The 21,162-nt window shown below is 69.3% G+C and carries 21 protein-coding genes and 3 pseudogenes; 9 read left to right on the forward strand and 15 right to left on the reverse strand.

Features of this window, described 5'->3' with window-relative positions; all coding sequences use genetic code 11:
- Positions 1 to 133 precede the first annotated feature (133 nt).
- From ACIBHY_RS39635 to ACIBHY_RS39650, 4 genes and pseudogenes are all read left to right on the forward strand, one after another.
- A pseudogene (locus ACIBHY_RS39635) lies at positions 134 to 460 on the forward strand (NAD-dependent epimerase/dehydratase family protein); the annotation flags it as partial.
- A gap of 38 nt (positions 461 to 498) precedes the next feature.
- A complete protein-coding gene (locus tag ACIBHY_RS39640) occupies positions 499 to 1,182 on the forward strand; it encodes a hypothetical protein (RefSeq protein ID WP_397309389.1) in 684 nt (227 codons plus the stop codon).
- Positions 1,183 to 1,222: 40 nt separating this feature from the next.
- Entirely contained in the window at positions 1,223 to 2,518 is a 1,296-nt protein-coding gene (locus tag ACIBHY_RS39645) for a cytochrome P450 (protein ID WP_397309390.1), read from the forward strand.
- A gap of 90 nt (positions 2,519 to 2,608) precedes the next feature.
- Positions 2,609 to 2,959: a PRC-barrel domain containing protein gene (locus ACIBHY_RS39650; RefSeq protein WP_397309391.1), complete on the forward strand. Its 351-nt coding sequence runs from the start codon at positions 2,609 to 2,611 to the stop codon at positions 2,957 to 2,959.
- A gap of 90 nt (positions 2,960 to 3,049) precedes the next feature.
- Here ACIBHY_RS39650 and ACIBHY_RS39655 read toward each other — a convergent pair whose 3' ends face one another.
- The 5 genes and pseudogenes from ACIBHY_RS39655 to ACIBHY_RS39675 all read right to left on the reverse strand — a co-directional run bounded on the left by ACIBHY_RS39655 (position 3,050) and on the right by ACIBHY_RS39675 (position 6,198).
- Positions 3,050 to 3,334 carry a CDGSH iron-sulfur domain-containing protein gene (locus ACIBHY_RS39655; protein WP_397309392.1) on the reverse strand — a complete coding sequence of 95 codons (285 nt, stop codon included), beginning with the start codon at positions 3,332 to 3,334 and terminating at the stop codon, positions 3,050 to 3,052.
- A gap of 134 nt (positions 3,335 to 3,468) precedes the next feature.
- Positions 3,469 to 4,293: an iron-containing redox enzyme family protein gene (locus ACIBHY_RS39660; RefSeq protein ID WP_397309546.1), complete on the reverse strand. Its 825-nt coding sequence runs from the start codon at positions 4,291 to 4,293 to the stop codon at positions 3,469 to 3,471.
- A gap of 6 nt (positions 4,294 to 4,299) precedes the next feature.
- Positions 4,300 to 5,112, reverse strand: a pseudogene (locus ACIBHY_RS39665) (YbdK family carboxylate-amine ligase); the annotation flags it as partial.
- Between the two features lie 20 nt (positions 5,113 to 5,132).
- Positions 5,133 to 5,807 carry a DUF6766 family protein gene (locus ACIBHY_RS39670; protein WP_397309393.1) on the reverse strand — a complete coding sequence of 225 codons (675 nt, stop codon included), beginning with the start codon at positions 5,805 to 5,807 and terminating at the stop codon, positions 5,133 to 5,135.
- A gap of 94 nt (positions 5,808 to 5,901) precedes the next feature.
- On the reverse strand, positions 5,902 to 6,198 hold the full coding sequence (locus ACIBHY_RS39675; RefSeq protein WP_397253857.1) for a hypothetical protein: 297 nt from the start codon (positions 6,196 to 6,198) through the stop codon (positions 5,902 to 5,904).
- 268 nt (positions 6,199 to 6,466) lie between these two features.
- On the opposite strand from ACIBHY_RS39675, the gene ACIBHY_RS39680 reads away from it, so the two are divergent.
- Positions 6,467 to 7,816: a molybdopterin-dependent oxidoreductase gene (locus ACIBHY_RS39680; protein WP_397309394.1), complete on the forward strand. Its 1,350-nt coding sequence runs from the start codon at positions 6,467 to 6,469 to the stop codon at positions 7,814 to 7,816.
- 26 nt (positions 7,817 to 7,842) lie between these two features.
- Here ACIBHY_RS39680 and ACIBHY_RS39685 read toward each other — a convergent pair whose 3' ends face one another.
- On the reverse strand, positions 7,843 to 8,361 hold the full coding sequence (locus ACIBHY_RS39685; protein WP_397253860.1) for an EF-hand domain-containing protein: 519 nt from the start codon (positions 8,359 to 8,361) through the stop codon (positions 7,843 to 7,845).
- A 379-nt stretch (positions 8,362 to 8,740) separates the two neighbouring features.
- Here ACIBHY_RS39685 and ACIBHY_RS39690 point away from each other — a divergent pair, with 379 nt between their 5' ends.
- Together ACIBHY_RS39690 and ACIBHY_RS39695 are read left to right on the forward strand one after the other, a co-directional pair.
- Complete coding sequence (locus ACIBHY_RS39690; protein WP_397253862.1) at positions 8,741 to 10,072, forward strand: serine/threonine-protein kinase; 1,332 nt, start codon at positions 8,741 to 8,743, stop codon at positions 10,070 to 10,072.
- Positions 10,073 to 10,137: 65 nt separating this feature from the next.
- Positions 10,138 to 11,337 (forward strand): aromatic acid exporter family protein, encoded by a 1,200-nt coding sequence (locus ACIBHY_RS39695; RefSeq protein WP_397253864.1) that lies wholly within the window; start codon positions 10,138 to 10,140, stop codon positions 11,335 to 11,337.
- Between the two features lie 191 nt (positions 11,338 to 11,528).
- On the opposite strand, the gene ACIBHY_RS39700 is transcribed toward ACIBHY_RS39695, so the two are convergent.
- The 3 genes and pseudogenes from ACIBHY_RS39700 to ACIBHY_RS39710 form a co-directional block, all read right to left on the reverse strand.
- Positions 11,529 to 12,263: a HemK2/MTQ2 family protein methyltransferase gene (locus ACIBHY_RS39700; protein WP_397309395.1), complete on the reverse strand. Its 735-nt coding sequence runs from the start codon at positions 12,261 to 12,263 to the stop codon at positions 11,529 to 11,531.
- Between the two features lie 9 nt (positions 12,264 to 12,272).
- A pseudogene (locus tag ACIBHY_RS39705) lies at positions 12,273 to 13,021 on the reverse strand (YihY/virulence factor BrkB family protein).
- 763 nt (positions 13,022 to 13,784) lie between these two features.
- On the reverse strand, positions 13,785 to 14,114 hold the full coding sequence (locus ACIBHY_RS39710; protein WP_397309396.1) for an STAS domain-containing protein: 330 nt from the start codon (positions 14,112 to 14,114) through the stop codon (positions 13,785 to 13,787).
- Between the two features lie 155 nt (positions 14,115 to 14,269).
- On the opposite strand from ACIBHY_RS39710, the gene ACIBHY_RS39715 reads away from it, so the two are divergent.
- A complete protein-coding gene (locus ACIBHY_RS39715) occupies positions 14,270 to 14,659 on the forward strand; it encodes a helix-turn-helix transcriptional regulator (protein ID WP_397253873.1) in 390 nt (129 codons plus the stop codon).
- Positions 14,660 to 14,755: 96 nt separating this feature from the next.
- Here the strand turns inward: ACIBHY_RS39715 and ACIBHY_RS39720 are convergent, their stop codons facing one another.
- Together ACIBHY_RS39720 and ACIBHY_RS39725 are read right to left on the reverse strand one after the other, a co-directional pair.
- Positions 14,756 to 14,941 carry a hypothetical protein gene (locus tag ACIBHY_RS39720; protein WP_397309397.1) on the reverse strand — a complete coding sequence of 62 codons (186 nt, stop codon included), beginning with the start codon at positions 14,939 to 14,941 and terminating at the stop codon, positions 14,756 to 14,758.
- 65 nt (positions 14,942 to 15,006) lie between these two features.
- Positions 15,007 to 15,477 (reverse strand): integrase core domain-containing protein, encoded by a 471-nt coding sequence (locus tag ACIBHY_RS39725; protein ID WP_397309398.1) that lies wholly within the window; start codon positions 15,475 to 15,477, stop codon positions 15,007 to 15,009.
- A 676-nt stretch (positions 15,478 to 16,153) separates the two neighbouring features.
- Here ACIBHY_RS39725 and ACIBHY_RS39730 point away from each other — a divergent pair.
- Positions 16,154 to 16,588 carry a hypothetical protein gene (locus ACIBHY_RS39730; RefSeq protein ID WP_397309399.1) on the forward strand — a complete coding sequence of 145 codons (435 nt, stop codon included), beginning with the start codon at positions 16,154 to 16,156 and terminating at the stop codon, positions 16,586 to 16,588.
- A gap of 119 nt (positions 16,589 to 16,707) precedes the next feature.
- Here the strand turns inward: ACIBHY_RS39730 and ACIBHY_RS39735 are convergent, their stop codons facing one another.
- The 4 genes from ACIBHY_RS39735 to ACIBHY_RS39750 form a co-directional block, all read right to left on the reverse strand.
- Entirely contained in the window at positions 16,708 to 17,049 is a 342-nt protein-coding gene (locus ACIBHY_RS39735; RefSeq protein WP_397253883.1) for a hypothetical protein, read from the reverse strand.
- Between the two features lie 81 nt (positions 17,050 to 17,130).
- Complete coding sequence (locus ACIBHY_RS39740) at positions 17,131 to 18,009, reverse strand: hypothetical protein (RefSeq protein WP_397309400.1); 879 nt, start codon at positions 18,007 to 18,009, stop codon at positions 17,131 to 17,133.
- 269 nt (positions 18,010 to 18,278) lie between these two features.
- Complete coding sequence (locus ACIBHY_RS39745; protein ID WP_397309401.1) at positions 18,279 to 19,913, reverse strand: serine/threonine-protein kinase; 1,635 nt, start codon at positions 19,911 to 19,913, stop codon at positions 18,279 to 18,281.
- Between the two features lie 568 nt (positions 19,914 to 20,481).
- Positions 20,482 to 21,042 carry a hypothetical protein gene (locus ACIBHY_RS39750; protein ID WP_397309402.1) on the reverse strand — a complete coding sequence of 187 codons (561 nt, stop codon included), beginning with the start codon at positions 21,040 to 21,042 and terminating at the stop codon, positions 20,482 to 20,484.
- Between the last annotated feature and the right edge of the window lie 120 nt (positions 21,043 to 21,162).

Consider the following 21,162-nt stretch of genomic DNA (forward strand, 5'->3'; position numbering starts at 1 on the left):
CCTTCGCATAAAAGGGCTGCTCAGCCATGGTGCGCTACCCGGGTGAGGGCGGCTAAACGTGACCGGCGCGGGTAGAGCAGGCGACGAGGCCCTGACCCGAGCACCCGGCGGTTCCGCCGGAAAAGGGGGAAAGATGCGAGTCGTCGTCATAGGAGCCACAGGCAACGTCGGCACGAGCGTGATCTCGGCGCTCGGGGCCGACCCCGGCGTCACCTCCATCCTCGGCCTGGCCCGGCGCCTGCCCGACTGGCAGCCGGACAAGACCACCTGGAGGGCCATCGACGTACGCGGCGATGATCTACGCCCGCATCTCGAAGGTGCCGACGCCGTCGTCCACCTCGCATGGCTGTTCCAGCCGACCCGCGACCGCGTCACCACGTGGAAGGCGAACACCCTTGGCAGCCTGCGGGTCTTCGAGGCGGTCGCCGCCTGCGGGGTGTCCGCGCTCGTGTACGCGTCCTCCGTCGGCGCGTACTCGCCCGGCCCCAAGGACCGGCGGTGGACGAGGACTGGCCCACCCACGGCTGGCCCGCCGCCGCGTACGGCCAGGAGAAGGCCTACGTCGAGCGCGCGCTCGACGTCTTCGAGCGCGACCATTCCGGCATCCGCGTGGTACGGCTGCGCCCCGGCTTCGTCTTCAAACGCGAGGCCGCGACCGAGCAGCGCCGGCTGTTCGGCGGCCCCTTCCTCCCCAACGCCCTGATCCGGCGCGGCCTGATCCCCGTCGTGCCCGACCATCCGCTGCTGCGGCTGCAGGCCGTGCACGCCGCCGACGTCGGCCAGGCCTACCGCCTCGCGGTCACCCGGCAGGTGACGGGCGCCTTCAACATCGCCGCCGACCCGGTGATCGACCCGCGTACGCTGGCCGACCTCCTGGACGCCAGGCTGGTACGCGTGCCGGCGGCGCTGCTGCGCGGCGCGCTGGCCGCCGCCTGGCGGATGCGCCTGGTACCCACCGCGCCCGACCTGCTCGACATGGTCTTGCGGGTGCCCCTCATGGACACCACCCGCGCCCGCGCCGAACTCGGCTGGACCCCGGAGCACACCGCCGTCGACGCCGTCCGCGAACTCCTCGAGGGCATCAGGACCGGCGCCGACGCCGACACCCCGCCGCTGGCGGCCGAGACCAGCGGCCCGGCCAGGACGCGCGAGTTCAGCACCGGAGTCGGCAAGCGCCCTTGACCATCTGTTTTGTCCGCCGCCTCCGGGGCAAGCGGCAGAGATGACGACTTCACGCGCATCCTTCCTCGACCAGACGCTCAACCTGCTGGCCGGCGGATACGCCTGGCTGCCAGGACTGTGGCGACGCGGGGACGGCAGGATGGTGCGCACGCGGGTCCTCGGACGTCGCACCGTTGCGCTGCGCGGACCCGAGGCGGTGCGGTTCTTCTACGACGAGCGCCACATGACGCGGCACGGGGCACTCCCCGAAGCGGTCCAGGCCACGCTCACCGGAAAACGAACCGTGCACGGTCTCGACGGGCCGGCGCATCGGACGCGCAAGCACCTGTTCATGTCCGTGCTCGCCGACCCCGGCCGGGTCACCGCACTCGCCGAGGAGGTGGGCGCGCGCTGGGACCGCCGGCTGCGCGACCGGCCCGCGCATTCGCGTGTCGTGGTGTTCGACGAGGCGGCCGAGGCCATCACCGAGGGCGTGTGCGACTGGGTGGGCATCCCGATGGACGCCACCGACGCGCTGGCCGCCGACATGGTGGCGCTCGTCGACGGATTCGGCGGTCTCGGCCCGCGGCACTGGAAGGCCCGGATGGCGCGGGCGCGGCGCGAGAAGTGGCTGGCGGCCCTGCTCGCCGAACCGGACGCGCTGCCCTCGGGATCGGTGGCCGAGCTCGTCGCGCGCCATCGCGACGAGGACGGCCGGATCCTCGATCCGGGCATCGCCGCGACCGAACTGCTCAACATCGTCAGGCCCACGGTCGCGGTCGCCTGGTACGTCGCCTTCGCGGCCCATGCCCTGCACCGCTGGCCGGACAACCGCGCGCGCCTGCGCGCCGACCCCGGCTACGCCGACGCGTTCGCCCAGGAGGTCCGGCGCTTCTATCCCATTGCCCCCTTCGTCGGAGCGTTCGCCGTCAAGGACCTGACCTGGCAGGGCGAGCAGATCCCCGAAGGCACGCTGGCGCTGCTCGACCTTCACGGCCAAAACCACGACGACCAGCTGTGGGAGAGTCCCTACTCCTTCGATCCCGGCAGGTTCACCGGCGCCTCCGTCAGACGTGACGATCTCGTGCCTCAGGGTGGCGGCGATCCGCACACCGGTCACCGCTGCCCCGGCGAGGCGGTGACCGTGGCGATCCTGCGTACGCTGGCCGTACAGCTCGCGCGGCTGGACTACACGGTGCCACGCCAGGACCTGACCATCTCCCTGCGCAGAGTACCGACCCGGCCCCGCAGCGGCTTCGTCATCACCGACGTACGCAGCCGCGACGGCGTGAAACGAAAGGGCGAGGCCGCGACGCCCCGCGTGCGTAGCCAGCAGACGGGCACGGCCGGTATCTGAGACGGGACGCGATGGCTGAGCGCGGGTTTGCGGTCGCCCTGACGGGTAGCCGATGCTCCTGCAACCCCGCACGATAGGAGTGACCAGCATATGACTGAGCCGTGGACTTACCGTGAAGGCGTCGTCTCCGACGCCGGCGTGAGCTTGATCGGCTTCGACGTCGAAGCCACCGATGGCAAAATCGGATCGGTGGATGAGGAGAGCAGCGCGGTCGGCGACAGCTACCTCGTCGTCGACACCGGCTTCTGGATCTTCGGCAAGAAGGTCGTGATGCCCGCCAGTACCATTACTCGCGTCGACACCCAGGAGCAGAAGGTCTACCTCGCCCGCACCAAGGAGGAGATCAAGGACGCTCCCGAGTTCGACGAGAACACCTACCGGGAGCCGGACTACCGCCAGCAGGTCGGCGACTACTACGGCCGCTACCCGCACCTGCCCTGACCGGCAGCCGCGTCAGCTCACGCAATGGGCTCCCCTCGATCGTGGAGGGGAGCCCATTGCCGTTGCCGCCGGGAGGGGGCCGCATACCCGCTACCGCATCCCACTTCTTGACCGGTCAAGGTTGCTGCGGACGGGTGCGAGCGAGCCAGCCGTCCATCTTGGCTGGCTCAGTCGCCGAGGTTCGACGCTCCTGCGGCAGGCGCACAGGGCGACCAGGAAACGATCGGACCGGGCGATGGAGCCGTCTTCCAGGACGATCTCGACCGGCCCTTCGACAAGGACGGGACCACCGGTCACCACCGTGACGCGGGTGGCCGGGACGGGCCGGGGTTCAGGCGGCTCGCCCTCGCGAGACGGCTTCTGATGTGCCTGCACGGATCACCATCCCTTTCCGCCGGACAGCGGGCTCAGCAACGAAGTGCGTCCGGCGCGCCAGGAGCCGAGCACGTGTTCGCCGAATCTGTCCTCCAGCCAGTCGGTGGCCTGGATCCCGAACACCACGTCTCCTGTCAGGTACGGCTCCCGCTCCAGCAAGTCGCCGATGACGTCGTGCCGCAGAACCTGTTCGGTACGGCGTCCGCCTCGATGTGCTCGGTGAAGAACAGAGTGCCGCGCGGCCCCACGCCCAGGCGGCGCAGTCCCTGGTCGATCCGCTTGGTGCTGGGCGGGGTGGTGATCTCGGCTGCGGCGAAATGTCCGACCATGGCGCCGCGGAGACTGCGGTGCAGGCCGAACATCGACATCATGTTGGCGGCCGCCAGCATCTCGGCGGGCGCCGCGTTCAGACAGGCCCCGTAGGCGGCGTCCAGGCCCAGTTCCTCCATGAGATCGGCGAACAGCCGAGCGTGCATCCGTTCCGCCCGCCCACCGCCGAACTCGTCGAACTCCACCGCGACCAGGGCGACCTTGGATCGTCCCTGCAGCCTGGGGATGACCCACACGTGAGGGTCGGCCTCCTTGAGGTGGTAAATCGAGCGATGCGCCACGTACTCCCGCAACTGCCAGCGTTCCCCGTCCTCGCGCAGGTGGTAGGACAGGCCGTCACCATCGATGGACTCGACGAGCAGGTTCCCGAGTTCGCCCGCCACGTCCTGCCCACCGGCGGTCTTGTCCCGCAACGCCGCGCCCGTACCGGCTCGTTTCACCCGCGTCAGCAGCGAGCTCACCGCGGGTAGGTCGCCGCTGTCGGTCAGGGCCTGGCTGACGTGCAGGACAAGCTGGACCTGGGCCTCCAGCGCAGGCACAGAACGTTCCTCGAAGGGGTCGATCCCGGGGCCGTCGAGCCCGTGTCGCGCCGCGTTCCACACCGCCGCCGAGCACACCTGATCGCTCACCTTCGACGCCTGCCGTCCCCCGGCCAGCGCCGATTCCGCCGTTGCGACCAGAGCCCTGGTGAGTGCCGCCTGCAGTACCGCCTCGTCGGCCGTACCGACGGCGTCGGCGGCCCGAACCTCCACGGTCGGCACCCCGATCCCCGGCCTGGCCAGCCAGAACGACATCGCATCGTCCACCAGCACCCCGCACGCGGCCAGGCGCTCCGCCTCCCGGTCGTAGGCGGCGACGGGATCGAACCAGGGCGGGACGCCCCCGTCGGGGAACCGCGACTGCTATACCATTCGCCAACTGGCGTAGCCCGAATCTCGGCCACGGTCGAACGGGGAGTTGGCCGACAGCGCCAGCAAGGCGGGCAGCCAGGGGCGCAAATGGTTGATCACGGCAACGGCTGTTTCACGATCCTTCACCCCGACGTGCACGTGGCACCCGGAACTCTGATAGTCGGCGACGACGCCCTGGTACATCCCCATGATGCGGGTGAACCGTTCACCCGAAGACGGGCGGGGCGATGACGCGGCGAGCACGGGCGTTCCAACCGATACCAGGCCCAGGCCCTCTTGCCGCGCTGCCGCGGCCAACAGGAAACGCGTGTCCTGAAGACCGAGAGTGGTGCAGACACCGGTGGCGGCCTCGACCTGCGTCTGGAAGAGCTCCTGATGGAAGCCGCCGCCCGAGTGCCGCCACGGATGCCCGCCAACCGCGGAGAGCACTCTTCCACGCCAATGGTCCCGGTCATATCGCCCCTCAACAGGTGGACATCTCCTCACCCCTACCCCGGGAGCATTGATCACGCCTCTGATCACTGCTTTATCCTCCACCGGAAGGACTGGGCAGACCGTCAGTTCTCCTCACCCGTCGTGGTGTGGGGCGCGCCCACGGGTTTGGATTCGGGTGATCCACGCTGGCGCAGGTAGACCGACAGGACGATCATCGACAGAACGGCCAGGAACTCCGACTGCCAGTTCTGCAAGGTGCGGCTCCAGAAGTCGGCCGAGGCCACGTACCCGCCCCAGCTCACCGGATCTTGCAGCTGAGCCAGTTGCCGGTTGTTGTAGGCGGCGGTGCCCGCCACCGACTGGGCCAGCCACGACAGCACGAAAACCAGCCCCATCACCAAGCCGAGCGAGTTGCTGAACAGGCTCTGGCGCAACCCCCGCGTCGCGGCCCACGCCGGGCTGTCGGACCGTGCATGCGGGCCGACCTTCTGCTCCTGGTCGCTCTGCCCGCCTTCTTCACCGGGCTTCTTCGACTCCGGCGAGCCCCGCTGCACCAGCCATACGGTGACCATGATGAACAGCAGGAACTGCAGGTACTCCGACTGCCAGTTCTCCGCCACGTCGACGGCGAAGTCGGAGGAGGTGACATAGGCCTGCCAGGAGACGGGTTCACCCCCGCCGCTCAACTGGGTGGCGTTGTAGTCGGCCGTACCCGCGATCGACTGACCGACAAGGGCGGCCACGAAGGCCAGCAGGAAGAACAGGCTGAGGGCGTTGTCCTTGACGAAACGTCCCACCGATCCCCCTTAACGGCCCAGCAAACCGACGACAAGCATGTACGCCAGGCCGATCACGATGATGGCCAGCGTCGTGGCGAACATGACCCGCATCTCAGCCCTCCACCTCGCACCGGTACGGCTGGGCCTCTCGCGCAGCGCATCCCGCCGCCCTCACCAGCCAGCCTTTGGCGAACCGGTGCAGGAACACGGTGTCGGCGCTCAGCCGTACCTGCGCTTCATCTCCCCAGACGTGGGTCTCCAACGCCCGCCCGCCGGGCAGGCGCAGCTCGGCGATCGAGGAGGCGCACGTCTGGCCGCCGCTCTCCATGCCTTCCCTGGCCCGAGGAGAGAGCAGGGTACAGGCCTGCTCTGCCCGCCCAGCGTTGATCGCAACGTAGAAATCTTCCACCGCCGCCAAGACTTGCGCCTTCTGCGCAGTGGAGGAACAGCCCGTCACCCCCAAGATCAGGATCACGGTCAGTAGCCCGACGGCCCCTGTACGCGCTCTCATACGGAGCCCCTTACCCCTCCGCCATCCCCGTCACCCACCGTGAGAATGCGCCTACGCGGATTGCTCGCTCAGGAACCCTTGCGGTAGATCGGCCGAAACCGGGTAGCGGAAGTCGTATGTCTGGTGAACGCATGCCGTACGGACCAGGAGAACGTGGCCCGAGCGGGTGGACGTCAGCCTGGCGGACGGGGTGCGGGTGCGTGATGTCGAGCGGTGGGTGCCGTCGGCGTCGCTGCTGCACTCCAACGGCGACGCGATGGACATCGCCGTGCGCGACGAGAGGATCGTGGGGGTGCGCGGGCGCGCGGCCGACCGGGTCAACCGCGGCCGCCTCGACCCCAAGGACCGGTACGGCTGGCAGGCCAATCATCACCAGGACCGCCTGGTCAGGCCGCTGGTGGACGGCCGGGAGACCGGCTGGGACGAGGCCCTGGACCTGATCGCGGCCAGATCACGGAAGCGTCTGCCGCACCAGATCGGCTTCTACACCTCCGGCCAGCTGTTCCTGGAGGAGAGCTACACGCTGGCGGTGATCGGCAAGGCAGGCCTGCGCACGCCGCACATGGACGGCAACACCCGCCTGTGCACCGCCACCTCCGCCGCCGCGCTGAAGGCGAACTTCGGCACCGACGGCCAGCCGGGCTCCTACGAGGACGTCGACCACTGCGACACGCTCGCCCTGTGGGGCCACAACGCGGCCGAAACCCAGATCGTGCTGTGGGAGCGCATGCTGGATCGCCGCCGTGGCGCGGACGCGCCGATGATGATCGCCGTGGATCCGCGCGACACCGCCGTCGCGGCCGAGGCCGACGTACATCTGGCGGTACGGCCCGGCACGAACCTGGCCCTGATGAACGCGCTGCTGCACCAGATCATCGCCAAGGGCTGGCACGAGCCGGACTACATCGACGCCCACACCGTCGGGTTCGATCGGTTGTGCCGAGTGGTCGAGCCGTGCACGCCGGCGTGGGCGGCCGGGGTGTGCGGCGTTCCGGCGGTGCTCATCGAGCGGGCGGCCGAGATTCTCGGCTCGGCCAGGAACCTGTTCTCGACCGTCCTGCAGGGCTTCTACCAGTCCCATCAGGCCACCGCCGCCGCCTGCCAGGTCAACAACCTGCACCTGGTGCGCGGCATGCTGGGCCGTACCGGAGCGGGACTGTGCCAGATGAACGGCCAGCCGACGGCGCAGAACACCCGCGAGACGGGTGCCGACGGTGACCCGCCGGGCTTCCGCAACTGGGCCAACCCCGCGCACGTCGAGGACCTGGCACGCCGGTGGAACGTCGACCCGGCCACCATCCCGCACAGCGGGCCGCCCACCCCCGCGCTGGAGATCTTCCAGCTCGCCGAACAGGGCGAGATCACGATGTTGTGGATCGTCGCCACGAACCCGGCGGTGTCGCTGCCCGACCTGGCCCGCGTCCGCCGCGTCCTGGCCAAGCCGGACCTGTTCGTGGTGGTGCAGGACGCGGGTCTGGCGCCGTGCCCGCACCCGCGGTTGGCCGTCTCATCGTGATCTAGGCCGGTCTAGGCCCGCGTCGGTTAGAACGTCCCGAATGACCAGGTGGCGGGGGCGTAGGGCTTGTGGTCGGCGAACAGCTCCAGCGCGGTCTTCTGTACGTTGGCAACGGCGATGGAGCCATCTGAAGCAGTGTGCTGGGCGGCTTGGTCAAGCGTCGTTGCGTCGGCGCCGAGCGCCTGCAGGAGGGACCGGTACTCCCGGTCGGTGAGCCAACCGTCATCGTCGGTGTCCGCCGCCGAGACCAGCGCCCTCACCCAGGGTTGCACCGCCTGCTGAAATCCTGCCGCGGCGAGGAAGAACTCGTCCTGGTTGATCTTGCCGTCGCGGTCACCGTCAGCGTTCGCGGCCACTTGCCGCCAGAACGTCCCGGCCGCGGCCTTGAGGGCCTTGGCCTGGGGCGAAGTCGCCGCCAGGCCGTAGGCGCCCATCGCCCGCTCGGTCACCGTGTCGACGTCGGCCTGCGTGATCACGCCGTCCTTGTCGTGATCGAATCCGGCGAGTCGTGCCTGCACTTTGCGCTGGAAGAAGTCGTTGTCCATGTGCGAGTCCTCCTTGAACTGCGTGGAAATGCGCTACGGGCCCTGCCCGCCGTCGGGTAAAGCAACGCCCCTGCCCAGGGACAGGGCCGACCCATAGCAGCAGACATGCGGTCAGCAGGACGCACTCACCCGAGCTCACCGCGGAGCGATCACACGTCGTCATCTCCGCGGCCCAGCGAAAGCGGGCCATGATGGCTGTCCGCGTGCGCTTCCAAAGACTGATCACGCTGCTGGAGGGTGACTCCGGACGGCTTCTTTGGGACGATCACCCGGCTGCAGTGGGCCGGCAGCCTGCTGTAGAAGGGTATGGCGTCGTGCTTGACCGGTCTCGAATGCTCGTCGCCGAATGGGTGAGCGTTGATCGGGTAGGTCGTGCGCTATGCCGGGTTCGCAGGGGTTTGAGGATTGGTTGCTGGGCGGCCGCTACCGGCTGCAGGCCGAGCTCGGCCGGGGCGGCATGGGCAGGGTCTGGCGCGGCCACGACGAGCTGCTCGACCGCGCCGTCGCGGTCAAGGAGGTCATTCTGGATCGGCGGCCGCCAGGCGATCGTGCCGCGCTGCTGGGCCGTACCATGAGCGAGGCCCGTCTGGCTGCCAGGTTGTCGCATCCGCACATCGCCGCCGTGTACGACGTGGTGGAGGCCGACGGGCGGCCGTGGATCGTGCTGCAACTGATTCCCGCCCCCACGCTGGCCGATGTGCTGGCCGAGCGAGGCCCGCTGCCGCCCGCCGACGTCGCCGGCATCGGCCTTCAGGTGCTGGAGGCGTTACAGGCGGCACACGCCGCAGGCATCGTGCACCGCGACGTCAAACCGGCCAACATCCTCCTGGCCGACGCCGGCCGGCACGCGGTGCTGACCGACTTCGGCCTGGCCACCACTCTGATGCAGCCCGCCCAAAGCGGCCTCACCCAGGCCGACATCGTGGTCGGCACCCCCGCCTACATCTCCCCGGAGCGCGCCCGCGGCGCGGCCCCGACCGCCGAGAGCGACCTGTGGTCGCTGGGCGTCACCTTGTTCACCGCGGTCGAGGGCCGCTGCCCGTTCGAGCAGGGCAGCCCTCTGGCGACCATCAGCGCCGTCCTCACAGCGGATCCGGTCCCTTTCGTACGCGCAGGTCCGCTGGCGCCCCTCCTGACCGGTTTGCTGGTCAAGGACCCGGCCCGCCGTACCGGCGTCGACGACGCCCGCCGGCGCCTGCGCCACATCACCGCCCCGCCCGCCTCGCCCGCCGTCGCGGCACCGTCCGCGACCGCCTCGCCCGCCGTCGCGGCACCGTCCGCGACCGAGCCCACCCCGCCGCGGACCCATCCGACCGGCCCCCGTCCCACCGCAGTCCGCGCTCCGGCACCCGCGCGCCACGCCGCCGATCCGGCTGCGCGGGCGCCTTGGATCATGTACGCGGCAGCGGTGTCCGTCCTGGCCGCCGGTGTGCTGGCGGCCGCCAACTGGCCGGACGGACCGACGGACACTCGCACCGCCGGGCGTCCCTCCCCCGGCACGCCTGCCACCACGGCACCCACCTCACCCGCCGCGCTCCTGCAACTGAAGCCCGGGTCCACCAGACGTGGCCGGCACCAGACCGTAGGGCCCGCCCGCGTCCCAGCGGTGGACTCCATGCCGCCGGGGCAGGCGAAGAAGCTCACCGGTGACGGCGGCGGCAAGGTCAAACACGGGCACAAACTCCACTCGCCCGGCAAAGGCCACAAGTGATCGGGCTGCCGGGGCCGCGCCTGGCTCCTGGGAAAGTTCGGTGAATGCGGTGACAGGGGGATCGTGTGAGTGAGCGTTGGGGGGTACGGCTGGCGGGGGCGGCGCGGCGGGAGTTGCGCTATGTGCGTCAGCAGGTGACAGGACTGGGCGAGCAGAGTTCCTCTCAGCGTCTGGAACTGCGGCAGATCGCCAAGGCGACCGCGGCCGCGGTGCTGGCGTGGTTGATCGCTGATCGGTTGCTGGCGCGGGAGACGGTGTGGTTCGCCCCGGCCACCGCGGTGATCATGGTTCACGCGACCGTGTATCGCACGGTGACCAACGGGCTGCGGCGGGTCGGCGCGGTGGCCGCCGGGGTCTTCCTGGCCGGCAGCATCGGCCATCTTCTCGGCCTGAACGCACTCAGCCTGGTCCTGGTCGTGCCACCCGCGTTGATCGCGGCGCGCTGGCATCGGATGGGACGGCACGGTTCGGACGTGGCCACCACGGCCGTGCTGATGTTGTCGTTCGGCGCCGCCTCCCAGGAGCGCTATCTGGCCGGGTACCTGGTGGCGACCGTGATCGGGGCGTTATGCGGAGCGGGGGTGAACGCGCTGATCTGGCCGCCACTGTATCTGCGTCGCCCTTTCCGGGCGCTGCGCGGGCAGAGCCGGGAGGCCGCGGCACTGCTGGAGAGCATGGCGGCAGGCTTGAAGGAGCGCTGTGACCTGTCACGTCTTCCCGAGTGGGAGACGCGGGCCGCAGAACTGGATGCCCGCCTCGTCCAAACCCGGGAGGCGATCACCGACGGCGTCGAAAGCCGCCGCTACAACCTGCGCCGTTCCCGCCACCCTGCCGAGGGGGATCATGCGGTGTTGCTGAGCGCGATGAGCCAGGCCGGCGTACACGTGCACGCCATCGTGCGCGCACTGGCCCACATCGAGCAGCAGCCGGGCGTGGATACCGCCACCGGCTGGATCAGCGTGCACTTCGCCCGCGACTACGCCGAACTGCTGGACACGCTGGCGGCCGCACTGGTCCGGGTCATCCCGCCCGAGCCAGACGACCGCGAAACCGCCGAACTGCTCTCGCGCGCTCGCGAGAAGATCGAAGCCATCCATCGGCAGATGACCGCGGAGATCCGCGCCGGCGAGGTGGAGCGCCCCCAGGGCTGGGCTGCCAGCGGCAGCCTGCTCACCGACGCCGAGCGCATCCTCGCCCTGCTGACCCGCCTCACCACACCTGCCACAACCGCTGACGAATCCCCAGCGAGCCTCGCCACACCATGACCAGCCCACGCCGCGCAGTCTGCGAGAACAGCGGCCGCCAGCCCGAAAGCATGCGAAGCCGTCGAGCAAACCTGGACTTCGAGGCCGAGCATCAGTCCCCGCTGAGCGCGTGGAAACCATGGGCCGGAACCACCCTCGCGGTCCTGTTCGTCCTCACCGCCCTGGCGCGTTCAGCACCGCCAAGGACCTGGTCACACCAGATCGTCCTTTGGCCTGGCGGCAACGGCCACGGCCGGATCAGGCCCGCCCGAGGTCGTCGCGGGCACCGGGAGATGTTCCGCGCGGATCACCACGAGTTCCTCATAGCGCTGGCCCGGCAGGATCAGCCCGCGTTCCTCCAGCCATGCCGCCCGCCCGTTCATGACCGGTCCGAACGGCACCCGCTTGCGTACCGCCACCCGCGCACACAGCCCCTGAGCCCGCAACCGGGACAAGGTGGCGGCCACGCCGCTCAGCGCCGACTGCACGATCAGCAGCCGCCCACCCGGAGCCAGATGCGCCGCCGCCCCGGCGCAGATCTCATCCAGTACCCGCCGCCCGTCCAGACCCGCCTCCCACGCGCGGGCCCTGCTATGCGCGCCCGGCAGCTGCGACAGACCGATCACGTACGGCGGATTCGCCGTGATGAGATCGAACATCTCCTGCCCGATCGGCGCGAACAGGCTCCCCCGCATCACCCGCACCCGCACCCGCAGCCCACACGCCATCGCGTTGACGCGCGCCGCCAGCACCGCACGCCAGGACAAGTCCACCGCCGTCACCCGGGCCAGGCCGCCACGCGCCGCGCACAGCGCGAGCATCCCGGTGCCCGTACACAGATCGAGCACCCGCGCACCCACCGGAAGCACGTTCGCGGCGAGCGCGGCGGCGAGAAGATGGGTATCACCCTGCGGCCGGTACACGCCCGGCGGCCTCAGCAAGAACATGCCACCCAGCTACCACAAAAGGGACAAAACACTCGTCCACCGTCGTGGCTTCTCGTCCTCGTTCATCTTCCGTACGTCACGCGGCTCGAGATAGGGCTCATGGGAGGCCGGATACCCGGCGGCGATGGCACGGCCACGAGCGCCGCCGGGAGTGATCCAGCGAAATCCGGGATGCTCGACATTGGGCGCGAACCAGTACAACAGCGCCAGCACCACGATCATCATGATGACCAGCACCGGCCACTTGGCGACGTTCCAGACCGTCACACCGGTCTCGCCGATCCCGAGCACCCTGCCCGCCTGCTCCGCGAGGCTGCCGGTGAACACCACCCCGATCGCCCCCGCGGCCATCATGGCCACGAGGACGAGCGTGATCGCCAGCCGCAGCGGCAGTGTCTTCCAGATCGGCCGCCCCTCCGGCATCTCGTACATGATGTTCGCGGCCCGCATGAACGCCGCCACGTACCCCGACGCCGACCACAGCTCAACGGCGATCCCGATGACCGTCGCGGTACCGGCCACCCCCTGGCTGCTCTGCAGTGACTGCAGGACCTGATCGATGATCTGCCTGGCCGGCCCGGGAGCAATCGCACGGAGATGTCAGAGATCGACTCCGTCGCCGACTGCCCGAACAGACCGAGGAGCGACACGACCGCCAACAAAGCCGGAAAGATTGACAAGACCGCGTAGTAGGTCAGGGCGGCAGCCCAATCCACGACATGGTCATCCTGGAACTCCCGCACCGTGCGCTTCAGCACCTGCCAGCGAACGTCCGGACAAATCAGTCGGCCGGTCAGGGACGCTGATCTCCCCCGCCACGCTACGGTCCTCGGTCATGACCGGGCGCTACCCGAGTCCCTCGAAGGCACACGCGCACTCACCACATCGCCACCTCACCTGCCGACCGGCATTCTCGCTTATCAGGCAACCAGCCCCACTGGACACGCATCCTCCCTTTTAGGCCGAATCGTCGATGGGCCACCCTCACAAGCCCGGATCAAGGGGTGGCTCGACACAACCTCTTGACGAGCGGGCGAGGACCGAGCTCGAGAGAGCTCTCTGCCGTTTCGCTGCGCCCAGCGGTGGGCGCAGGCGGTATAGCCCTCCAGCTCAGCGGGCGGCAGGTCCGCGGCGTAGGTGTCGCCGACGATGTCGGGGTCGCCTGCGCCGAAGATCTGGCACCATCGAGACCACCACCAGGCACGCGAACCTTGATCGTTGCGGCATCGGGGTTGTTTACGCTTGGGCGATGACACTGCGGTTCGATGGCGAGTGGATCACCAGCGACAGCTGCAAGCAGGTGGCGAAAGCCGAACCCGAGGGGGATGGGTGCTGTCCTGGCGGCCGGGTACCTACAGCCGGGACCAGGCGATGGCCTCGCTGACCCGTGCGGAGAGCGGCGACCTGACCACCGACCCCGAACAGCCGCCCGCTCACGCAAACGGGCCTATGACTTCCCCGACCCCCATGACAGAGCCGGAAGGCGGCCCAAGGTAGCGAGAAACGCCACGCGGTGCGGGTTCAAGCTCCGTTGTGAAGCACTGCGTGCGGGTCGATCAGGTCGGCGGCCGTGATCGCCTGACCGAGCGTGGCGTGGGTGCGCAGCAGCCGGCAGACGCCGGTGATCTCCAGGGCTCGGGTGACGCGTTCGTGCGGCGCGGCCAGGTGCAGGCCGGAGCTGTCCATGAAGGTCAGCGCGGACAGCTCCAGCACCAGCGGCAACTCGGGCCGCGGATGCTCGCGTTCGATAAAAGCGGTCAGTTGCGCGGCGGTGACGATGTCCAGCTCACCGGCCACCTCGATCAGGGTGCCACCGATCAGAGCCCTGCTGGTCAGGTGCAGCGGTGTCACGTCGGCCTCGTCTCCGGCCAGGTCCTCGTCGTGGACGCCGGCCGCGCGTCCGGTTCTTGACGGCGGTGTAGCGTCGGTGGGTGCTGCGGAGGTTTCCTGGCTTCCTCGACCGTAACCCCTGAACACTCTTACATGAAAGACCTTTCAGGATAAACTTGGTCATAGTCACCATCTCGACACCACCCGTCACCACCAGGGCCGAACGGGGGAGCACCATGCAGCCCGGCCAGCAGATCCCCGCCTGGACCTTCCTGACCCACCACGCCCGCGTGCTGCTGGAAATCGCCCGCAACCCCGAAGTACGGCTACGCGACATCGCCACCACCATCGGCATCACCGAACGCACCGTGCAAACGATCGTCAACGACCTGCACGAAGCCGACTACCTCACCCGCCAGCGCATCGGACGCCACAACCACTACACCCTCAACACCGACCAGCACCTGCGCTACCCCACCGAAGCCGACCTGCCCGTACGCCGCCTGATCGACATGTTCTCCGAACGCGACCTGCCCACCGGCCCGCCCCCGGCACACGATCAGTAAGTGCGACGCAGATGGCAAAGGCGGCCACCTCGGGGCCCGGGGCGTGCCGACGGTGGTGGTCAGGCTCGGCTCGCGCTTTCCCACGTACGTACAAGCTCACGAGAAGGCGGTCACCGTTGGCGTTGCGGCGGCGGCGGTCGCGGCCCGGGTGAAGGTCTTGTTCACCAGGCGGCGCAGGCGGGCATGGTCGAGTGGGTCGCAGTGCACGAGGTTGTGTTGCAGGCTGCCCGGCGGCGCCATCGACAACGTGAGGCTGTCTGTAGGCGCGCACGAGTTCTCCATCCTGCTAACCATCGCGCTCGGTGCCAAAACTCGCTCATAGCGCTGGCCTGCGGTTTCACGCGGCGTCAAGCGGCTCTGCGATACTCGTGGATCAGGCCGCAGACAGCGCTTCGTCGCTCTATTCGAGCCGTGAGATCGACCACCTCGGCAGGATCGTGAAGGGGCCCGCGTAGCGACAGGGCCTGATGCGGTCGATGCTGGTTGTAGTGGCGCTCGTACTTGGCCAGGACCCGTCGCAAATGCCGCTCACCGTGAACCAGAAGGTGATCGAGGCATTCGCGCCGGAGCGTGCCGACGAACCGCTCGGCGAACGCATTCGCCCGCGGCGGGATCTTGAGGGCACGCACGCACGCCCCGGCGAGTACATCGTCAAATCCTCCGCCGAACTTGCCATCCCTGGCTCGGATCAGGAACCGGAACCCGTCGGCTCGCTCGCCCAGTTCCATCAGCAGGTTGCGCGCCTGCTGTGCCGTCCAGGCACCGGTCGGATGAGCCGCGACACCGAGGATATGCACGCGCCGCGTTTCGACCTCCATGGACGAACAGCACGTACAGGCGTTTGAGGAACACCGTATCGACGTGGAGAAGGTCGCACGCCAGGATGCCGGAGGCTTGAGAGGTGAGGAACTGGCGCCAGGTCGGTGAAGCCCGACGCGGCGCGGGCCCAAGCCTCGCCGCCGCCAGGACCCGGCGGACCGTCCCTCCCCCACCCGATACCCAAGACCAAGTAACTCGCCCCGGATGCGCCGATGCCCCCATCGTGGATTCTCCCGCGCCAACCGGACGATCAAATCACGGATCTCCTCAGAGATTGGGGGCCGGCCGTGCTCGGCGGGGAAGGTCCATTTCTTCTTGACCAGCCTGCGGTGCAAGCAAAGCAGCGTGCCAGGCGTCACGATGCGATGCAGCCGAAGGCGAGCGGGTAACAGCCTGGCCAGCGCGGCCGGCAACGCCCGATCGGCCCAGTCCGGCCGGGGCCGAGCGACCTGGCGACGCAGCACCGCGACCTCATGCCGCAACACCAAGATCTCCACCTCCTTGGAAGCACAACCCCGAGCGAGCAGCACCAGCCAACCGAACACCCGAACCACCAGCAGATACACAAGACGGAACAGCACGAGAACCGAGCCTAGAAGACCAGGTCAGACCCTCTGCATCATTTCTGGCACCGGACACCGCTCATGAGCGACGCCACGACTTCTACAGCGCAAGGTGCAGTCCCGCCTGGCCAGCTTCGATCATGACCAGGAGGGCGTGATCACCCGCGCCGACCTCGACCTGGTGACCGGCCGGGCGCTGGCCGCGTTCGGCCTGGCCGCGACCTCGCAGCAGGGCAAGGCCCTGGCCGACGCGGCCGCACCCTGGGTGGCCGCCCTCATCGCCGCCGCCGACCGAGATGAGGACGGCAAACTCACCGCGCAGGAACACCGCTCGGTACTGCGGGCGCTCGGCGCCGATGAGCAGACACTCGGGCAGATCAGCAAATCCGGCAGCCCGGTCCCGGTGGAGTCGGCGAAGAACACCGCGCTGAAGCTCTTCGCCGACCAGCAGCCCTACAGCCCCGCAACCTGGGCCTTCGGCACAACCTGGCCGCACCCGGCCACCCGAGCGGCCCGCCGCCCCTGCCCGACCTGTCACGAAGTGTGATCGTCCCAGGGGCGGCCGCCGACCGGCCGCACGGCGTTCAGAGCCATAGGGCCCGGGCGGATGCGCTTGGTGAGGGGGCACCGATGGCCGGCAACCGGCCGAGGGGCGCCCTCGTTACCTCATCCGGGCAGGTGCGCCCGCAATGAGTACAGCATCGGCAGGTGGGAGTCCCCGAACGGAAGCCGGAACAGTCCGTCCTCACCACGTGACAGCAGGGAACGGGGGTCCAGATCGACGGCTACGTGCTCGCCGAGGCGCGTCACCGTCAACCCCGCCTCCGCCGCCGCCGTGACGATCTCACCCACCGAGTACGGATACTGCACCGCCTCCTGCGGCTCGATCTCCAGGCCGGGACTGGCGTAGGTGTCGGAGATCGTCTCCCGGTGGGCCTGCCCGCCGGCGCAAGGAGCCGCACCCGTAGCCCGGCCACGACCTGATCCGCCGCGCCATGGGCAGAGCATGGAACGTCTGGCGTGATCGCAGACAAGCCCATGACCGCGGCCAGCTCACCGGCGGGCAGGTGCTCGGCGTCGTCGACGGACTCACGTTCCGCAAATGGCGCGCGAGGTGATGCCTCTCGGGCCGGTGCTGGTGGGGTGCGCGCGGGCGTAGACCGTCCATGAGCCCTCCCCCGAGCGGTAGGAGTCGGTGAGCGCCACCCCCTGGTAGGTGTCGTACCAGACGCCGCCCCCGCCTCCGCCGAGGAGCGTGGTCCCCGCCGGGCAGGTCGCGGTGGCCGGTTTGTACTCGCCCGGGGCGACGACCGCACTCCCTCCCGAGACGATCTGGATCGTCGGACCGCTGCCGCAGATGGCGATGGGCTGGATGCCGATGATCTCGGTGTTGTGGTTGCGGACGCGGATGAACCAGTCATCACCGACCGAGTCGCTCCCCGGAAGCGAAGCGTCGACGGAGACGTTGAGCGGGCCGCTGATCCACTGCCCGCCGCCGAGGATCCGCATCCCCGCCGGGCAGTCCACGGAGGCCGACTCCTGGCCGCCGTTCGGGGTGACGCTGACCGCGCTTCCAAAGACCTGCCGGTACGCGGTGAGGCCGCTGCCGCAGACCGCGTAACCGGTGACATAGGCCTCGCTCGTACCGTTGTTGCGCACGGTGGTCTCCCACGTGCCGCGCCATGGGATCGAGCGGGTGAGGACAACGGTCCCGGAGACGGGGTTGCTTTCGCCGCCGCCGAACACCTGCGTCCCGGCCGGGCAGGTGGCGATGGCTTCGGCGGTGCCACCCGCGGGCACCCTGACCGGTGAGGACTGGACGAAGACGGGACCGTCCGCGCTGCGGGCCTCTGCCGAACTGAACCACGGTTCGATCTTGGACGGAGGAGGCTCGCCGGGCGGGATCGGCCCTGACAGGTACAGACCGAGGGCGACAGTCAGCGCCATGACCTCAGCAAGAAGCGGCATACGGATCTCCCGCCGTCATCGTGATCGCCTCCGGGCCCATCCCATTGTGACCGCGCAAAGGAAACAAGGGGGCGAAACGCGTAACCGCCCTCCAGGAGCCGCCCTGAGGCGAGTCGGCGCGGCCATCGCACTGTCGAAATCCGCCTGTCATCACCGACCGTGATGTTCCACGGTTTGTGCACGCTGTCTCGTCTCTGCGCGTGTGTGGCCCCATGCGTGCAGGCGCGCGCCTCGCCCTCCCCGCCGATGGCGGACCGCGGTGGTCATCATCACCGAGACTCCGCCAGCTTCACGGCCGACTTCGCGGCGGCCTGGGCGATGTTCCTGGCCTCGTCGGGGGAGTATCGCCGGCTCTCCACGATGACGTTGAGCCTCATGTTGACGTCTCGGGCGTACAGATTGGCTATGCCCCGTTGCCAGTACGCCTCCTCACCGACTCCGGCGGCGGTGCGCTCGTACGACCCGTGGGCGGAGGCGTAGCCGCTCTCGAAGCGCTCGTCTGCCAGCTCCGCTCCGGTCTTGCCGCCTTGGGAGAGGTGATGATCCCAGGAGACGACGATCCTGTCTCCGTTCTGGTTGCTCCAGAAGCACTGGTTGGACTGCTTCGGCGTTTCACCGACTGCATCCAGGTTGCCGCTCGGCTTTCCGTAGCCCGCGGGCACCTCCACCATGCCCGTGGCCTCCTTGCACGTGGGGACCCGCTGCGTGTACTTGTCGGGGACCTTCGACAAGAGTGTCGTTCCGGGGGCCGGGACGGTCTCGCTGCTGCTGGGCTCCTGGGCGTCCGGTTTCCCGGGGAGCGGGCTCGACGGGTCGCCGCCGTTGCCGTCCAGGGAAACGAAGGTCAAGACCGCCGCCGCGGCCACCACCACGGCCGCGGCACCCCCCGCCGGCCACCAGGTGCGCTTACGACGGGGCGCGGCGGCAGGCGGCCTGGGCGGGAACGGCGGCGAGGACACGACAGGCGGGGCCGGGATCCTGACGGGGGCGGCGAGCGTAGGGACACTGGAGGCGACCGGTCCAACGACCAGCCGATCGATCTCAGCCTGCTGTTCGGCCGCGAGCCGATGCACCGCCTCGGGCCAAGGCCGCCACGCGGACGTCACCGTGCCGATCGCGGTGAGGAGTTCCAGTGGCGACGGGCGCTGCGCCGGGTCCTTGGCCAGGCACACCTCGATGAACGACCGTAGTGCCAGCGGTACCGCGTCCAGGTCCGGTGCCCGGTGCGCGAGGTGGTAGAGCACGCCCGGCACCGACGTACCCGCGAATGGCGGCTTGCCCGTGCACGCCATCACGAGGGTCGAGCCGAGCGAGAACACGTCGGCGGCGCCGGTCCGCGGCAGGTCCTGTACCTGTTCCGGCGCCATGAAAGGCGGCGAGCCCACCATGGCGCCGGCGTGGGTGAGCTTCGGGTGCCCCTCTGCGGCCCGTGCGATACCGAAGTCGGTGACGCGTACGCCGTCCTTGGCGAGCAGCACGTTGGACGGCTTGAGGTCGCCGTGGACCAGACCCGCCCGGTGCACGTCGACCAGTGCCTGCGCGAGACCCTCCGCGAGCGGCCTGACCGCTTCCTCGGGCAACGGGCCCGCGGCGGCCAGGACCTGGCCCAGCGAGGGACCGGGCACGAACACCGAGGCCAGCCAGGGCGCTTCGGCCTCCGTGTCAGCGTCCAGTACGGCGGCGGTGTAAGCACCCGACACCTTGCGCGAGGCCGCCACCGCGTGCCGGAACCGGACCCGGAACCCGGCGTCCTCGGCCAGTTCGGGGTGCACCTGCTTGACCGCGACGAGACGGCCGTCGGGGGCGACGGCGAGCAGGACGCGCCCCATGGCACCCTGCCCGAGCTCGGCCACCGTCTGGAACGGGCCTATGCGCGACGGCCCGGCCCCCCGTGTCGCACGCATGACGCCCTGTCCCTTCCCGTAAAAGACCTACCGGTCATACAGCCCCCTCCCGGTCCCCGGAGTCGAGGCCCCGCTCCGCCTCCGCCAGGGCTCTAAGAGGCCGTCACGGCGACCCGATGCAGAAGCCCTTGCCGTCGTATTCCCGCATGACGGAGGTGCCGTTGGGGCAATCGCCGATGCTGAGCGACGAACCTTCCAAGATCCTCAGTAGTTTGCGGCCCGCGTCAGGTGACGAGCACTCAACGACGTCGTAGCCCCTGGTGGTGAAGCACGTTCCGACGTCGGAGGTGTTCCAGCCCTTCGAGCAGGAGGAGACGGCAGGTAGCAGCAGAACCACAGAGATGAGCAATGTAAGGCGGGAGGGCAAGCGGACTCTCCTCAAACATTCGTATTCGTCGAACCTAGCGGGCTCACGGGAAACTCGGCAAGATCACCAGATCTTCAGCCGCGCAGCTCGCGCTGCCCTGCGCATGGAAGAGACCCACGACGGCCTGGCCGATCACGACCAGGAGATGCCGACCGTGAAGTTCTCCGACAGGACCCAGACACCGGCCGGCCTCTAGCAACCTCAGGCCACAGACCCCGGCCCCCGGCAGATCGAAGGAACCCCGTCACGCACCAGGCGCCCGGCCGACGTGCCCGATCGCCTCACCAGCGCGTTCAGGCGGGCGAGCTCGGCGCGGTGCACCTCCAGTACGGCGGTGATCGCCTCGGGCGGCAGCTGATCGCGCAGGGCGACGGCCGCGCCGCGGTAGCTGTCCCGTACGGCATCGCGCGCCCGGACGGTGTCCTCGTACGCGGAGCGGGCCAGCAGCAGCGGATGGATGGCGAGCACGTCACGGTGAGCGCGATAGCCCGGCGGCATCGCCTCCAGCAACCAGCCGACCGCCCTGCCCGGCCAGCCATCAGCGCCGGGCGCCGGAACCTTCGGCGGCCACGCCTGCGGCAGCCGGCGGACGCCGTCATCCGCGGCCGGCGCGGTGAGAGCGGGCGGATCGTCCCAGGGCAGGCGGGTGCAGTCGACGTCGTCGATCGGGGCCAGGCTCAGGCTGGGTCTCGGGTGGTGGGAAGGCTGGGGCTCCTGTCCCCATATCTGTGCGACGACCGCAGGAGCCTGCTTGCCGATCACACGGCCGGCTCCCCATTCGAGCGGTACAGCATCCCGGTGCGGGACGTTGGCCGGGCTCGGCGCCGACTTTGCGCCTGCCGATAATTCCATCCGTCCAGGTCGCGGTCTTGCAGGGCTTCT

This window comes from Nonomuraea sp. NPDC050547 (genome assembly GCF_044457345.1).
GTDB lineage: Bacteria > Actinomycetota > Actinomycetes > Streptosporangiales > Streptosporangiaceae > Nonomuraea.

Coding starts and splice junctions, on each gene's coding strand:
- ACIBHY_RS39745 (WP_397309401.1), bottom strand. CDS start 19,913: ATGCGTGCGACACGGGGGGCCGGGCCGTCGCGCATAGGCCCGTTCCAG.
- ACIBHY_RS39725 (WP_397309398.1), bottom strand. CDS start 15,477: ATGGAGGTCGAAACGCGGCGCGTGCATATCCTCGGTGTCGCGGCTCAT.
- ACIBHY_RS39645 (WP_397309390.1), top strand. CDS start 1,223: ATGACGACTTCACGCGCATCCTTCCTCGACCAGACGCTCAACCTGCTG.
- ACIBHY_RS39720 (WP_397309397.1), bottom strand. CDS start 14,941: ATGGAGAACTCGTGCGCGCCTACAGACAGCCTCACGTTGTCGATGGCG.
- ACIBHY_RS39690 (WP_397253862.1), top strand. CDS start 8,741: ATGCCGGGTTCGCAGGGGTTTGAGGATTGGTTGCTGGGCGGCCGCTAC.
- ACIBHY_RS39735 (WP_397253883.1), bottom strand. CDS start 17,049: ATGCTCTGCCCATGGCGCGGCGGATCAGGTCGTGGCCGGGCTACGGGT.
- ACIBHY_RS39650 (WP_397309391.1), top strand. CDS start 2,609: ATGACTGAGCCGTGGACTTACCGTGAAGGCGTCGTCTCCGACGCCGGC.
- ACIBHY_RS39700 (WP_397309395.1), bottom strand. CDS start 12,263: ATGTTCTTGCTGAGGCCGCCGGGCGTGTACCGGCCGCAGGGTGATACC.
- ACIBHY_RS39740 (WP_397309400.1), bottom strand. CDS start 18,009: ATGCCGCTTCTTGCTGAGGTCATGGCGCTGACTGTCGCCCTCGGTCTG.
- ACIBHY_RS39685 (WP_397253860.1), bottom strand. CDS start 8,361: ATGGACAACGACTTCTTCCAGCGCAAAGTGCAGGCACGACTCGCCGGA.